At 39.6% G+C, this 15,738-nt stretch carries 13 protein-coding genes, 1 pseudogene and 1 riboswitch (1 of these 15 running past the window's edge); of the genes and pseudogenes, 11 read left to right on the top strand and 3 right to left on the bottom strand.

All coding sequences use genetic code 11. The annotated features are described in order from the left end of the window. On the top strand, positions 1-539 hold the 3' portion of the coding sequence (locus tag K3F53_RS13230) for a polysaccharide deacetylase family protein (protein WP_057898123.1). 202 nt of this gene lie to the left of the window's left edge; the window shows 539 of its 741 coding nt (coding positions 203-741); its start codon lies off the left edge, out of view; its stop codon occupies positions 537-539. Between the two features lie 37 nt (positions 540-576). Here the strand turns inward: K3F53_RS13230 and K3F53_RS13225 are convergent. Then, a pseudogene (locus K3F53_RS13225) lies at positions 577-2,025 on the bottom strand (oligosaccharide flippase family protein); the annotation flags it as partial. 552 nt (positions 2,026-2,577) lie between these two features. Between K3F53_RS13225 and K3F53_RS13220 the strand changes: the two are divergent. After that, complete coding sequence (locus K3F53_RS13220; RefSeq protein WP_236781974.1) at positions 2,578-4,011, top strand: anion permease; 1,434 nt, start codon at positions 2,578-2,580, stop codon at positions 4,009-4,011. A 322-nt stretch (positions 4,012-4,333) separates the two neighbouring features. On the opposite strand, the gene K3F53_RS13215 is transcribed toward K3F53_RS13220, so the two are convergent. Continuing rightward, positions 4,334-5,086, bottom strand: a complete 753-nt coding sequence (locus tag K3F53_RS13215; protein WP_082705918.1) for an arylamine N-acetyltransferase family protein — start codon at positions 5,084-5,086, stop codon at positions 4,334-4,336. A gap of 332 nt (positions 5,087-5,418) precedes the next feature. Further along, positions 5,419-5,545: riboswitch (cyclic di-AMP (ydaO/yuaA leader) on the top strand. An 8-nt stretch (positions 5,546-5,553) separates the two neighbouring features. On the opposite strand from K3F53_RS13215, the gene K3F53_RS13210 reads away from it, so the two are divergent. After that, the gene (locus K3F53_RS13210; protein WP_220559038.1) at positions 5,554-6,135 is read left to right on the top strand and encodes a C40 family peptidase; all 582 of its coding nucleotides are present in this window, start codon (positions 5,554-5,556) and stop codon (positions 6,133-6,135) included. A 326-nt stretch (positions 6,136-6,461) separates the two neighbouring features. On the opposite strand, the gene K3F53_RS13205 is transcribed toward K3F53_RS13210, so the two are convergent. Then, positions 6,462-7,085: an SHOCT domain-containing protein gene (locus K3F53_RS13205; RefSeq protein WP_057898126.1), complete on the bottom strand. Its 624-nt coding sequence runs from the start codon at positions 7,083-7,085 to the stop codon at positions 6,462-6,464. 232 nt (positions 7,086-7,317) lie between these two features. Here K3F53_RS13205 and K3F53_RS13200 point away from each other — a divergent pair, with 232 nt between their 5' ends. The 8 genes from K3F53_RS13200 to K3F53_RS13165 all read left to right on the top strand — a co-directional run bounded on the left by K3F53_RS13200 (position 7,318) and on the right by K3F53_RS13165 (position 15,601). Further along, positions 7,318-7,653 carry a DUF3870 domain-containing protein gene (locus K3F53_RS13200; protein ID WP_057898127.1) on the top strand — a complete coding sequence of 112 codons (336 nt, stop codon included), beginning with the start codon at positions 7,318-7,320 and terminating at the stop codon, positions 7,651-7,653. 238 nt (positions 7,654-7,891) lie between these two features. Then, positions 7,892-8,938 (top strand): LLM class flavin-dependent oxidoreductase, encoded by a 1,047-nt coding sequence (locus K3F53_RS13195; protein WP_220559037.1) that lies wholly within the window; start codon positions 7,892-7,894, stop codon positions 8,936-8,938. Positions 8,939-9,087: 149 nt separating this feature from the next. Then, positions 9,088-10,446, top strand: coding sequence for an MFS transporter (locus tag K3F53_RS13190; protein ID WP_220559036.1), 1,359 nt, complete (start codon positions 9,088-9,090; stop codon positions 10,444-10,446). A gap of 360 nt (positions 10,447-10,806) precedes the next feature. Continuing rightward, the gene (locus K3F53_RS13185; RefSeq protein ID WP_220559035.1) at positions 10,807-11,217 is read left to right on the top strand and encodes a YjdF family protein; all 411 of its coding nucleotides are present in this window, start codon (positions 10,807-10,809) and stop codon (positions 11,215-11,217) included. Positions 11,218-11,598: 381 nt separating this feature from the next. Beyond that, the gene (locus K3F53_RS13180; RefSeq protein WP_057898130.1) at positions 11,599-12,093 is read left to right on the top strand and encodes a hypothetical protein; all 495 of its coding nucleotides are present in this window, start codon (positions 11,599-11,601) and stop codon (positions 12,091-12,093) included. Next, positions 12,071-12,829 carry a 6-carboxyhexanoate--CoA ligase gene (locus K3F53_RS13175; RefSeq protein WP_057898131.1) on the top strand — a complete coding sequence of 253 codons (759 nt, stop codon included), beginning with the start codon at positions 12,071-12,073 and terminating at the stop codon, positions 12,827-12,829. The genes K3F53_RS13180 and K3F53_RS13175 overlap by 23 nt, the downstream gene beginning before the upstream one ends. Positions 12,830-12,838: 9 nt before the next feature. After that, entirely contained in the window at positions 12,839-13,990 is a 1,152-nt protein-coding gene (gene bioF, locus K3F53_RS13170; RefSeq protein WP_246615637.1) for an 8-amino-7-oxononanoate synthase, read from the top strand. A 285-nt stretch (positions 13,991-14,275) separates the two neighbouring features. Next, complete coding sequence (locus tag K3F53_RS13165; RefSeq protein WP_057898133.1) at positions 14,276-15,601, top strand: short-chain fatty acid transporter; 1,326 nt, start codon at positions 14,276-14,278, stop codon at positions 15,599-15,601. Positions 15,602-15,738 lie beyond the last annotated feature (137 nt).

The following is a 15,738-nucleotide window of genomic DNA, read 5'->3' as shown; positions in this document are numbered from 1 at the left end:
TGTTAAATAAGTATCAAGCAAAAGCCACATTCTTTGTGGTCGGACAAAAAGCCAAAAACAATCTTGCGATTATCAAAGAACTAAAGCAAAACGGTCATGAAATTGGCAACCATACTTATTTTCATCCTTCTCTCTATCGTATTTCCTTTGCCCGACTTAAAAAGGAAATTGAAGATACAGACAGTATTATTTATGCTATCACCGGAGTGTCCCCTACTTTTTTTCGTCCACCAGGCGGAGTATATAACGAAAAGGTTGTTGAAGCCGCAAAGCAGGGAAATCATCTGTTGGTGATGTGGTCATGGACACAAGACACGAAAGATTGGAAAAACCCGGGCATTCAAAAAATCGTGGACAAAGTCTGCAAAAACGCAAAGCCAGGCAATATCGTTTTATTTCATGACGCAGGAGGAAATCGAACGCAAACGGTGCAGGCTCTGGATATCATTTTAAACAAATTATCAAAAGAAGGATACACGTTTGTAACAGTTTCCCAACTACTCGCTTACAAAGACAGGAATGTAGATTCCACGAAATAGAAAAAATGCATGACAGCACACGTTCTGATCAAGGACATTATAAAAACAGTTTCATTTTGTTTGTTTTTACAAAACGTAAAATGGTGTAAATCGTTATCCCAATATAAAATGCTGCCATTTCCGCAGCTTCTTGTAAGTATCCGGGTGCATGTATAAGATACATTTCACTTAAATGATGCAGAAGTTGAAAATAACCTATTCCGATTAAAAGCAACCTAATCGTTTCTTTTGCTATGGAGAAAGATAGGGACATTTCTTTATTCTGCTTTCTTACCATTCTGAAGTTCCAAGTCATTGCAATATATTCCAATGACAATATGCTAATTATTACACCTTCGTAGCCAAAGCCAGGAATGCCCACAAGAGCGTAACTGAGCAATATCGAACAAACGGTGCCGGCAACAAGTCCTATCATCGGTTCTTTTTTTTTATCTTGCGCCCATAAAACGGTTGTGGTTATCTCCCTTATTCCCGTAATCAGAGGAATAAGGGAAAGATAACGAATAGCTCCTCCTACAGAAGAGTTGCCAAACAAAAGCATCCCGAGTTCATACCCATAAAAAAATAAGAATAAAGATGAGCTCAGCCCCCACATCCATGTTAGTTGGATTGCTAACCGAATACGTCTGAAAACTGCCGCGCTTTGTTTCTCTTTCCACTCTTCTGCAATTTTGGATACCAGCGTATGAGATAAGGCGTCTGTAACTAAAGTTGGAAGGTACACGATTATGGTTGCCATTCCGGAAATCTCTCCAAAGATTCTGGTAGCTTGTGATATGCTTAGCCCAGCATCCTGTAGCCGATGCGGAATAATAAGCGCATCCAGAAATTCGGATAATGGTACAATCAGGCGGGTAACCAAAATAGCCATGGCCATTTTCAAATAACATGATATATCAGGTAGTATAGTAAGCCTCTGCGACCCAAAATTTTCCTCGCTTCCATATGTTTGCCAAACACGGAATCGAAACATGACAAGCAAAAATACCAACGCGCTTGCGGCCCCCGTAAACGCACCAAATACCGCTCCTCCTACAGCAAAGTCATTTCCATATCCTATCCAAAGCGTCGTAAGCGCCAGCATGGTGACCACACGAGTGATCTGTTCCACCACTTCCGAAGCGGCAATAGAACCATAATGTTCCACCCCTTGCAGAAATCCTCTCATCAAACTAAGGAGTGGGACAATGAATAATGCCGGTGCGATATATTGGATGGGCACAGTAAGATGACTGTCTCCCATAAAATCAGCGATGGCCGGTGCAAGCATATACGATGCGCTGCCGATAGCTGCCCCGATAATCATTAAAAGAAACGTGGTTGCTTTTAAAAGAACTTTTCCCTGTTTTTGATTCTTTGCCGTCATAAAAGCAAGAGCGGTCGGAAAGCCTCCAGAAATAAAGGTGAGGAGAAAACCATAATAAGAATAGGCGATCTGGTACAATCCTACTCCTTCTGCTCCTACTATCATATGAAGACAGGCTAAGAAGTGATATGGACAAACATTTGTTTTTACTTAGACGAACTTTTTTAGCAATCATAACTGGTGCTTTAATTGATATTTACCTCATGCAGATATTAAATGGGAAAAGCTAGCCTGCATTGGTTAGCTTTTTTATATAAAGTGGGATTATAGAATATTTTAATGATTTAAAAAAGAAATGAAACTTTAATGATTAGAAATTATGTTAATTAGTCAAAGAAGAATTTTTTAGGGGTGAGTGAAGGTGCACATTATTTCAGCAGTCATCCAAACGGTCAGTGGAGTTTTTTTTGAAGAAAATTCCATATGAAAACTCGCGGCTTCAATCGTGGGATGAAAGATGATTGCTCTGCCATCCATTTGCTACAATATGTTCAATGATTTGTCAATATATAGAATGGTTTTAACTTAATATAGTATCCCATTCCGCCGTTATATTAATTTAGGAATAAATAAAATATGAAAGGGGTTAGATAATGAATTGTAAATATGTTCATGAATGAAGATGAACATATACCAAGAAAATGTTGATTTGTAAAATAGGAGGAAAAAATTGTGGGAAAGAACATTGCAGACAAAACATCAGGGGAAATTAAATTTATTCCTTTGGCCATAATTATCGCCATCGGTTTAATTATCTGGTTTATCACACCGCCGGAAGGGATAAAACCTGATGCGTGGCATTTACTTGCTATTTTTGTAGCAACCATCGTTGGTTTTATTATTAAACCGATGCCGATGGGAAGTCTTTCTATCATTGCTATTACTATGACAGTTATAACAGATATAGTACCTCTTAAAACTGCACTATCAGGATTTGGTAATGGTACCATTTGGATCATTGTATGTGCAATTATTATTTCTCGCGGTGTTACAAAAACGGGATTAGGTTCTCGTATTGCTTATATATTTGTGAATAAATTCGGAAAGAAAACACTAGGTCTTTCATATGCGCTGGCGTTCACTGACCTTATACTTTCTCCAGCCATGCCCAGTAACTCTGCTCGTGCAGGTGGTATCGTATTTCCGATTATTTCCGCTTTGGCTCATTCATTTCATTCAAAACCTGAAGACGGGACAGAGCGGAAAATCGGCTCGTTTTTGATAAAGACTGCATTTCAGGTCAACGTAGTGACATCCGCTATGTTTATGACGGCGATGGCAGCTAATCCACTTATTGTATCAATGGCTAAAGAAGCCGGCATACAAATCAGTTGGAGTGGTTGGATGCTCGCAGCTATTGTCCCTGGTCTCATTAGCTTACTTATTATTCCTTGGTTCATCTACAAGATTTATCCGCCAGAAATTAAAGAAACACCAAACGCGGCAAAATTTGCGATAGAAAAATTAAAAGAAATGGGGCCGATGAGCAAAGCAGAAAAGAGAATGGTTTTTGTATTTGTAACGGTCTTAGGGTTGTGGATTTTTGGTGAAAAGATTGGCGTGGATGCTACTACAGCTGCGCTTGTCGGTGTGTCTTTACTTCTTCTTACTCAAGTATTAACCTGGACAGATGTTAAAGGTGAGAAGATGGCATGGGATACACTTGTATGGTTTGCCGCACTTGTTATGATGGCAGGGCAACTAAATAATCTTGGGTTAATCTCTTGGTTTAGTAAGGAAATTCAGGGATTAGTATCAGGTATGTCTCCAATGGTAGCCTTGTTAGTATTAGGTATGGCTTATTTTTATAGTCACTATTTATTTGCTAGTGCAACTGCACATGTAAGTGCAATGTATGCTGCATTTCTTGCGGTATCTCTTACTGTAGGAGCACCGGGAATGTTTACGGCATTAATGCTCGCGTTTTTCAGTAATCTGTTTGGTTCTATAACTCATTACGGTTTTGGTCCAGCCCCCATTCTCTTTGGTCCTGGTTATGTATCAGAGGGAAAATGGTGGGCTATAGGATTAGCCATCTCAATTATTAATATTATTATTTGGCTAGGAGTTGGCTCCCTTTGGTGGAAACTACTTGGTTTATGGTAGATAGAGTCTTAAAGAAAAATCTCGCTATCTAAATGGGTGGCGGGATTCGTTGCTACAGGTCTTCCAGAAACAACCCGTTTGTATGATTTACAACACACTTGTGCCACATAATTTTCACCAAAAATAACCTGGCCTTGCGCCGGGTTATTTTTGGTGGCTACTAAATGAAAGTGGAGCCATGTTTGCCATCATGGAGCATGAAAATTATCCTCCCCCTGGATGCTTTAATTTCTATGTAGATGATGTTGATACACTTTGAGAACAGGTGAGAGATAAGGGAGAAGTAGTGGAAGAATTATTTTCCACTGCATATGGAATCAGGTTATAATATTATTCCGAATCGCTGCTTCAAGATTTCGTTTCTTTCTTCGGAAGACAAAATCATCCGTTTAGTTTTTATGGAGTTAATTGTCTCGATTAGTGAATCACCCGAAATAGTGATTCGACCATTAGGTGTAGCAAGAGAACAGATAAGTTTTTTCGTGAAATGAGACTCCGAAGAAGTTTGCTGGTACTGATTCATTTCATAAAACTCGTCAAGTTTACGAGGTTTTTTCGTGAATTTAAATTCTGTAATCCATTCATTCTGCACTAATTTCTGGAAACATAAGGTCTCGGAATTTGACTCACTCGTGATACGGTACGAACCACTGACATCGGTGACAATGTCTCCCGAAAGCTGAAGAGGGCTACGCACGGAATCACCAAACCCGACATCGACGATATAGTCTTTTTCGAGGTGTACTAAAAGAGCCATGTGGTCGAACTCAGGGCCATATGTACCATCACCGTGATGAACCCGGCCAGAAACCAGTGACACAGAGAAACCCACATTTTGTAGAAGCCAACCTAACAGTCCGTTCAATTCATAACAATATCCTCCTCGTTTACTTACAACAATTTTTTGGTAAATTGCTTCAAGGTTTATTTCAATAGGACGGGAGTTTATGATGTCCAAGTTTTCAAACGGGACGGACAGCATGTGACGCATTTGAATGAATTGAAGCGACTGGTAATCGGCGTGAATGTCTTCAATATCAACACCAATACGTTTGAGGTACTCGCGTACGTTCAATCAAATCTCCTCCTATGCTTAACAACTTTTCACGTTGTGTATCTGCCATCCAGAAAATATCACCTCTATAAGTATATGATACACACTTTATTCCCTCAAGAAAATTGATTTGTGTTGATAAAAAATTTTACTACATATATGAAGCGAAAGCAGGAGCAGAGCTTGATTTTATCAAAAATTAGGAAGATCTTCGGTTCTTTTTATTTTTGGGCAAGTCTAATATATTAACTTAATGTGCATATACCGGGACTCATTATTGTCGGAAATACATGGGGACACACCCATCCCTTTACTAATGTACCGCTCGTCTTTATACGGTAAGGTAAGAAAGGATTCAATGAATGCCTAGTCCATCAATTGGAACGGGGGAATCATTTTATGGGGTGAAATCGTGTATACGATCGGGCACCTTTCAACCGAACCCGTCAGCTAACCTCGGAGGCATGGGAAAGGGAGAGTGTAATAATTTGTTAAAACGCATGATTACTATTGCAGGAATGACTGGGGTTTTGCTTACCGGAATGAGTAACTTGGTACCTCAACAAGCTCAAGCACAGCAAGTTGAATCACAGCAAGGCGAAGCATATACATGGCCTCACCAGGTGAGCACCAAACAACAGACAGATCCATTTACAAACAATAGGCCAACGCAAAGTGCTAATTTAACTACTGGGTCAGCAACAGGACTTCAGATCGCTAATTATGCCAAACAGTTTATCGGTATACCGTATGTACATGGAGGAAGATCCCCGCAAACCGGATTCGATTGTTCAGGATTTACTTCATATGTGTACAAGCATTTCGGCATCTCGATATCAACTGGTCCTATCGGACAACTGAAACAAGGCTACCAAGTAAGCAAATCCGATATGCAGCCTGGTGATATTGTCTTTTTCCATTCGGGATCACGTAGCGGCTATCACGAAGGAATATATATCGGAAACAATCAGATGATTCATGCACCTGCTCCAGGTAGAGGTGTACAAATCACCGATCTAAGTTCGTCATGGTGCCAAAGCCACTTTGCACAGGTACGCAGATACTTTTAGTTTATAAATCACTTTTCTTTAAAAGAGAGAGCACTGAAAAACGATTGCATTTTCTGTGAACTGAGTGCTGCTGGATTATTTCCAGTGGCATTCTTTATTTTTGTTAACTTTAACTATTCACTTTCTTAACATACGGATTCATTTATAACGAATGGTTAAACTCATAAATGTTTCCTTAGTGACATAAAGCTAGGGGATTTAATTGCTTATTAGGAAATACAAGAAAAAGCACCCATCTTCCGCTTTACGGAAAAAAGTCGGGTACTTTTTCGGTGCTCTCCCGTTTAGGTGGAGGGGCTTTAGATTCTTAGGTTTCAATGGATGGATTAACGCATAAAGCCAATTGTCTTTTCTTCATTTTTCTTAGATTGTATTAACTCTTTCTTTATTTCATTAAATTCTTCTTCCGAGATTATATTTTGTTCTTTAAGCTGTGATAGCCTAAATATTTCTGCGGAAATAGAAGAAGGTTCTAAATTATGATAGTGAATATGGTTGTAGTATTTTTGATTAATATATTTCTCTTTTGCTTGCTGTAATTCTTTTATGAAATCATGTACTTTTTCTGACGAAGGAATATTTTCAAAAAAGACAATGTCTGTTTTATGATCAGATAAAGAAGTATAAGTATTATAATTAAACCAAAACATTATCCAAAAAAAACATGAGATAGGTGAATAAAAAGTCAAAGAGTCTAGCGCTTCTGCTTTATCAGTGTTAGAACTTGCAAACAAATAGTCCCATGCCATCATGGCACTTATTAACGTAAAAATGATAGCTGCAATAAAGGATTTTTTAGGGAATACCGAGAAAGATACCTGATTTTCAGGAATATCTTCGAATTTAATAAGTTTGTCATGCTTAAAGAAAAAGCGTTTATAACCATATAATAGTCCATTTTCAGTGATTTTAAAGGTACGTATAACAAACTTGCTTTTTTGTACTAACATTGTGTATTCACCGCCCATAATATCAAAAGTTACTTTAATAGTAATTATAAAGGAAATCAAATCCTTAATAAACAAAATATAGTATAAATTCTGGAGGAAGGGGATTTCTCGCGTGCCATGGTAAAATAATATTAATAGTAGAATCGCCATGATAAAAGAATTACATATTTTTCAACTATGATGATGGGCATAGATAAAATTATTGTGTAAGGGTGAGGTGTAAATATTCAAAATGGAAATAAGGGACAGTTTTGTCTTAGTGGCCGGATTTGCTCAGCTCCCTAAAGGGACTCCAATTTTTGAAGTGCAAAAATCAATCGGGTGTATTCTTGTTATTGATACAGAAACAGATATTATCGTAGACTGTACTTTTACTTTTATTCGAGATATTACTAATGACTTTATTTCGGCGCTACTTCGTGGAAAATCTATTACACGAGACATCGATGAAATTATTAATACAGTCGAACGCAGATTTATCGTTCCGCCAAAAAAAGCCGTCATACAGGCCATTCTTTCAGGGTATAACCGATATATTGAATTAGATAAAGAAAATGTAAAAAATTAATTAAAACAAAGATGTAAGGGATTGCAATTTACAGAAAATTTTTATATAATTTATTTAAAGTATAATCTTTATATTTACGTTGTTAACTGGGCGATTTGCCGAGGACGGGGCATGAACCCAGTCTCAATAAAGCAAATTGGTAGCCAGTAGAAACGAAGGTTCTGGAAACGATAGGTTTCTTATGGACTTTAGTTGCTACTGGCTTTTATTTTTACAATAAAACGAGAGGAGAATCATTATGGAATTTGGTTTATTCACAGTATTTGACAACTACAAAAAAATGTTCAATCGTACCCCTGAACAATTTTTTCATGAAGTCTTAGAACAAACAGAATATGCAGACCAATTGGGTTACAATTCAGTATGGTTTGCCGAACATCATTTTAGTGAATACGGAATTTTAACCACTCCGCAAATTTTACTCGCTGTAGCGGCACAGCGAACAAAAAATATTCGCCTTGGTATTTCTATAGTTACTTTGCCATTCAAAAATCCTATTCAAGTAGCCGAAGATTACGCTTTATTAGATGTATTGAGCAATGGTCGAATAAATTTGGGGTTTGGGAGCGGCTATCTTCCTCACGAATTTGCCGGATTCAACGTCGATCCCGCTGATAAGGCGCTTCGATTCAATGATGCTCTAGCTGTTATTGAAAAAGCTTGGACTGGGGGAAAATTTTCCCATTCAGGAGACTATTATCAATTTTCTAACATTAAATTAGAGGTACTGCCAAAACAGAAAAAAGTGCCGATTTGGATCGGTACACTAAGCCGCAGGGGGGCAGAATTTGTCGCTAAAATGGGATATAACATTATGGGAGTCCCTTATGTCGCCAGTAACTCTTTATCAGAGTTAAAAGAGATAATTGATAACTATAAAGAAGCATATCATCAGGCCGGACATGACGAAAGTGAAATAAATATTCCTTTAGCAGTTCACACGTTTGTAGCCGAAACACGCGAAGAAGCGGAACGAGTGTCTAAAAAACATGTAAATCTGTATTTAGATACCCGCCAGTATGGAAGAAACGCTACATTTGAAGATCTTGAAAAACGCGAACATTTACTCATTGGCACCCCTGAAGATGTCATAAACAGACTCAGGAAATATCAAGAAGCTGGCTGTGACCATATTATGATGCTCATGAACTTTGGAGGGCTGCCACATAAAGAAGTGTTGAAATCTATAGAAATAGTGGCTAAAGAAGTGATGCCTGCGTTTAAAAATGATACCATCAAACGAAAAAGTGTTGTAACGGAAAATAGTCACATAGTTACTTCTTAATTTTAAAAGCAAAGGGGTATCATCTGGAACACAAATTGGTTTGATGCTCACTTCATATCTTGAAAAAGTCGGCAGTATCATTTGCATACCAAAAATGATATTATTGACTGTTTTAAATTTATAGACCTGATCTGAGGAGGATGGGAGATATGAGTGAACAATTCATAGGCACGAATCAAATCGAGTTAAAGAAAAATGCAAACGCAATAGATATACGAAACAATACTGTACCAGCCAAATTAACATATCTTGTCTTGGCCATCTGTTTCTTCGGAATTATGGCAGAAGGCTATGATTTAGGAATTTACGGCGCTGTTCTTCCTAAGTTATTGGAAAGCAAAGAATGGGGGATTACACCTGCACAAGCGGGGGCGATTGGTAGCTACGCCCTTATTGGAATGTTAGTTGGAGCTATAGCGGTAGGTACAATTACGGATTTAATTGGACGAAAATGGACATTTATATGGAGTATCGCTCTGTTCTCGATTACTATGGCTTTATCAGCAATAGCAACATCCGCAGAAATGTTTGGTGTCTTTCGTTTCATTGGAGGAATTGGTCTCGGCGGAATTATCCCAACAGCATCGGCGTTAACGATCGAATATTCTTCTAAGCATCGTCGATCCTTAAATTATGCAATAATGTTTTCAGGATATGCTATAGGAACTGTCATCGCTGTATTATTGTCACTAGTATTACTTACAGCATTCGGTTGGAGAATTTTGTTTTGGATAGGGGCTATACCTATTTTGGCCGTTCCGTTTATTATCCGGTACTTGCCTGAATCAGTAAGTTTCTTGCTTTCACATCGTCGTGTCCAAGAAGCCGAAGATATTTGTAAGCGTTACCAGATGGATTTCTCTGAAGAGTATACAAATAATGATTCTGAAAAGCAAAATTATAAGAGCCTTATGTATGGGTTATCAACTTTGTTTTCCAAAAAATTTGCAGGGACTACGATATTATTTTGGATTACTTATGTAATGAGCTTTTACTTAATTTATGGATTAAATACATGGTTGCCGCAAATCATGCGTCAATTAGGCCACTCGCTTGGTTCAAGTCTATCATTCTTGCTTACGCTCAATCTTACTGCGGCGATAGGGGTCATTTTAGGCGGTGCAATAGCTGACAAATGGGGGTCAAAGAAGGTTATAGGTCTCTCTTATTTCCTGGCTGCTTTAGGAATGTGGTTTGTTACCATAACTAAATCTGAAATACTGGTATATTGTTGTATTGGTATAACAGGGATTGGTACAATAGCAAATACGCAATTATTGCATGCTTATCTTTCGAAATACTTTCCTGCCACTGTAAGAGGTACAGGATTAGGATGGGGGCTTGGTGTCGGTCGAATTGGTGCCATATCCGGACCGATATTGATTGGCCTGTTTATATCCATGGGATTTAATGAATTATTTAGCTTTTATACGTTCGTTGTCGCCGGAATTATAGCTACAATAGCAATATTCTTCATATCTAACCGTCATCATAACGAGATTATATAAAATGAAATGAGCGTAATTAAAATCCATTCTTTGATCGGTGGCTTTTTTCACCAGACGAGTGCTAAGAAAAATTAAAACTTTTGTTATTCTATAAGATAATTTATGCGTTTTTTGGGTCAACCCAAGGTTGGAGGTGAAATGATGGCAGGAGTTGTGTTGAGCTTCTCATTCATGAACGAACGGGCAAAATGGTTGAAGACATATAGGATATGTAATATAATAAACAATGGAACGTAAAAACACGGTCTGGTTGGTAGTCCAGGCGCATTGGTGATTTGGATTTACATATCATCAATGTCAGTAATCTTCCCCCCTCGGGATGTCCATCGTTCCAGCTATGAGTTTAGAGGGGGAATTAAGATGAAGTTTACTGTTTATTTTAACGGTCAGTTTTGGGTAGGTGTTGTTGAAGAGATTCATGATGGAAAATTAAGAGCAGGTAGGTATGTATTTGGTCCAGAGCCACGAGACCAAGAAGTATTTGAATTTGTGAACAGAAGATTATTGGACTTTATTAATGGGTTGTCGGAAGAAGTCGCTATCGAAAACCATGAAGTTAGAAAGATTAACCCGAAACGTTTAGCAAGACAAATTTCTCGGGAAATTAAAACGAAAGGGATATCGACTTACGCTCAAGCGGCACTCCAGTTAGAGTACGAAAAAAGAAAAAAAGAGAAACAAATCCTTAGTCGAAACAGGCGGAAAGAAATCAAAGAATATAAGAGGGAAGTTAAACTTAAAAAAGCAAAAGAAAAACGTCATGGAAGATAGTGTTGATGGGGATTTTCCTATCGCCATCAGGCTAACAAAATAAAAATCCAAGGGATTTTATGGCCTAGCAGAAACTTTGGACATACCAAAGAGCCTTTAGCGGGCCTTATTTTTTTATTTATACAACGCTACAATGACTCGTTATATAAGGATAGACAACACCAAAAATAAAGTGGCGTTTGCTTTTTTAAGGTAAAAAGAATAGATGGTAATCTGCAACACCTTCTTATGACTGCTCAAACATTACGTATAATGATAAAGTTTATTGTATTTTCGCTTCAATATTGTGAACCATGATTGACGTTTAGCATACGTATGTGGTTAAATACATCTTAAATGTTAACTAATTTTATAAATAGGTTTACAAAATAGGAGGGAGAGATGAAAAAAAGAACAAAAGAAATTACGTTGCTGGCTTTGTTAACGAGCATTATCGCCATTACGGGTGCGTTTAAAATTCCTTTGGGCATTCCAGGGGCTGAGTTTCAGCTTTCCGCTCCGATTGCGGTTGCCATTGCCGCCGTGTTCGGATTTCAGCGCTACATTATTGCCGGTGTGTTGGCAAGTGTCATTATGTTTTTATTGGGAATGCACAATCTTTTAAATGTAGAAATTTCGATGGTATTTCGACTGGTGGCGGGTGGGATGGTAGCTTTACTGGGCCCCTCTTTACCTGTCCTTCTTATAGCGGGACCGATTGGATCGGCGGCTGCTCGCTGGGTGTTAGCGCTGACACTAGACGTTCCGGCTATTCCTTTGCTTGTGGCTGCCTTGCCTGGCATGATATTTACGGCTCTTACCGTCTGGCCCATAACGAAAATATTGCGAAAGGCGGAAGAAGGTGTATTGTTCAATGGTAAACGAACCTCTGTATAGTTTGCGCATGCGTGCGGCGGAAGGAAGAGCGCATGAGGATGGGGGACTTCATATTTCTGGTGGAGAGCGGTTGAGCACGAGAGAGGAGCTGGAAGAAGCGGTCAGCGCACTGCTGCGTAAAGCTCTTCATCATAGCCGCGGAACGGCAGATTTTATCAACATTGCTATTGAAAAGGTAGCACAAGAAGAAATACCGGTGCTTGCTCCGCTTCCCATTTCTACATATTGCACAACGAGCGTGCAAGCAGGGAGAAAGCAGGCTGCGGATTTACTTCGCCAGTCTTCCGTATCGGATGCGGCCATTGAAAGAGGATTTGAAATCTTAACATCCAGCTACAATTTGCGGGGAGCGGTATTGTTAGATAGCCAGAGCGGAGAACGTATGGATACGAGAGGGACAAAAGGTGTACGGGTTTCCCGCATGGATTGGGAGAGAATGTCCCATGCGATCTGGAAAAAACGGCAACCCTTGTTAGAATCTGTCCGTGTTTCGGAAGCGGTAGCCCTGGCGACCAAGGTCGCTTCCGCCGCAGGGACGGTCGCTGAACTTTGCTGGTCTGATGACCCTGAATATAGTACCGGTTATGTTAGCAGTCCGACGAAAGGCTATTGCCGTATTTTCCATTTAAAAGAAGAGGGAGAGTTATCGGGCGGCCGTATTTTTTTCGTTACAGCCGAGACAAACATTGCAGACTACATTGAATACCTGGAAAAAATGCCGGTTTGGATTGGATGAGGGGGAAACATGATGGATGGGTTTGAACGTTCACTTCTCGATTCCTTATCTGCAAAGAAAGAAAAAGGGTTGCTGCGAACATTGCACCCGATCGATTGGAAGCAAGAGAAGAGTGTGTTCTCTTCCAATAATTATTTGGGGCTTGCGCGCGATGAACGATTGAAAAAGGCGGCCATACAAGCGATTGAAACATACGGAACAGGAAGCGGAGGGGCGCGGCTGACGACAGGAAATTTTTTGCTTCATGAAAGGCTGGAAGCTAGCCTTGCTTCATTTAAACAAAAAGAGAGCGCCATTGTTTTTAGCAGCGGATACCTGGCCAATTTGGGCGTTATTTCTGCGCTGATGGGGCCGGGTGATGTTATTTTTAGCGATGAGCTGAATCATGCAAGCATTATTGACGGCTGTCGCTTAAGCAAAGCGCGAATAGTGGTATATCGCCATGCCGATATGGACGATTTACGAAATAAAATTCGTTCCGCACAGGAGACGAAGAAGCTTATCGTCACCGATGGGGTATTTAGTATGGATGGGGATATTGCGCCTTTGCCCGACATTGTGGAAGTAGCGCAAGCGCATGGCGCATGGGTTATGGTGGATGACGCGCACGCAACCGGCGTGCTGGGAGAAACAGGGGCCGGTACGGCCGAATATTTTGGCGTAAGCGATCGCATTCAACTTCTGATGGGCACATTAAGCAAGTCTGTCGGAGCAGAAGGGGGATATGTAGCCGCTTCACGGACAGTGGTGGATTATTTGCGCAATCATGCCCGGTCGTTTATTTTTCAGACATCCCTTTCACCGGGTGTTGTCGCTTCTGCCCTGGAGGGAATCCGCATTATCCGGGAGGAACCGGAACGAAGACGCCGTTTGCTGAAAAATGCCCGGCTTTTACGTGATGGTCTCACGAAACTGGGATTTACTTTAGTAGAAGGTATTACGCCAATTGTTGCGGTGATGATTGGCGAAGCGGAAAAGGCGGTGCGTTTTTCCGCACGCCTAGAAGAAGAAGGAGTGTTTGCTCCTGCTATACGCCCGCCGACGGTACCGCAAGGCTCCAGCCGAATTCGAGTAACGTTGATGGCTACGCATACGCAATCGGAGATTGATCAGGTACTTACTTGTTTTGAAAAGGTAGGAAAAGCAATGAGGATAATATAAAAAACTATTCAAATTGAGGCGGAAACATCGAGGTAAGAGGACTTCTTCTGGCCTTTGCCTAGCGCAAACCAAAGAGCTGTTGATGTCAGAATTTCAACAGCTCTTTTATTTTTTGTTTTCTCATAGGCGTTGGGCGGAGATGGCAACGTTTGATAATGTTTAGAATCTATTTGTAATTTATACATAGTGTATAAATTAATAACATATTTTTATAAATACATCACAATGATTTTCTCATTGCAGACTGATATCTTTTAGTAAAATATACTACCAAGGAGGACAGAGATGCTAGTAAAAATAGCGGATATATTTTCAAAAGTGGTTAGACGCTATCTTCCTGATGCTTTTGTCATTGCAATACTTATGACATTGTTTGTATTTATTATTGCCATTCTTATGAACTTGTCTGATCCTATGACTATTTTTAAAGCTTGGGGAGATGGTTTTTGGAAGTATCTAGCCTTTACCATGCAAATGGTTCTTGTACTGATGACAGGTATGGTGCTTGCTTCCGTTCCATTTATTAATAAGGCATTACAGAAAGTCGCAAGCATTCCTAAGACGCCTACACAGGCATATGTTATGACATTCATTATTTCTGCTATATCTTATTACATTAACTGGGGACTCGCGGTAGTAGTAGGGGCGATTTTTGCAAAAGAGGTAGCGAAAAGAAATGAAAAAGCGCATTTTCCACTGCTGGTGGCTTCTGCTTATTCCCCTACTGCTTTATATGCTGCTGGATTGTCGAGCTCGATTGGGTTAACCATTGCCACACCGGATCATTTTTTAGCTAAGATCATGGGAGTTGTTCCGACATCGGAGACTATTTTTCACCCTGGAACAATCATCATTTTTCTAGCTCTGTTTATTACGATGCCGATTGTTATCGCTTTCATGGCTCCGAAAACGAATATTATTAGTTATAAACCGTTGCAAAAAAATACGGTAGCTACAACCGAAACGGCTGCAACGATAGAACAGCCTTTAACACCGGCAGAAAAATTAGAGATGAATCCGTGGTTAGGAACAATCATGGGAGCATGTGGTTTTGTATATGTTGTTTATAAGTTTTTTGAAGGGCTAGATTTGAATCTTGATATTATTAATCTTACTTTTTTGAGTGCTGGTTTATTTTTTCATCGATCATTGGGGCGGTTTGCAGCAGCGTTTAAAGAAGCTGCGACTTCTATTTCCTCCATCATTCTTCAGTTTCCCTTCTACGCTGGAATTATCGCCATTCTTACTAGTTCAGGAATGGGGGAAGCGATTATTAATTGGATGAGTTCGGTGGCAAGTAAAGATACATTTACTATATTTACGTATTGGACAGCTGGTTTGGTTAATCTTTTTGCCCCTTCGGGTGGTGGGCAATGGGCCCTACAAGGACCACTTCAGATACCTGCAGGAATGCAATTAGGAGTAGAACCTGGAAAGATTGCGATGGCTGTTGCATGGGGAGACGCTTGGACTAATTTAATTCAGCCATTCTGGGCATTACCAATACTCGGGGTTGTTGGATTAAGTATTCGCGATATTATGGGGTATTGTGTTTTACTTAGTATATGGGTAGGAGTTGTGACCAGCATTCTTATTATGTTTGTGTACTAAATACGAAAATTTTCATTTTATTTTTAAAGCATCTCCTAGAACGAGGGATGCTTTTTGTTTTATCTTTTTCGCTGATTATCCGGCTTACTTACGCCAAATCCTTTACATTGCTATTTGTTTGGATAATAATTTAGTAA

The sequence above is a fragment of the Aneurinibacillus thermoaerophilus genome (assembly GCF_019603355.1).
Taxonomy (GTDB): domain Bacteria; phylum Bacillota; class Bacilli; order Aneurinibacillales; family Aneurinibacillaceae; genus Aneurinibacillus; species Aneurinibacillus thermoaerophilus.
This window is presented reverse-complemented; position numbering and strand designations above follow the sequence as displayed.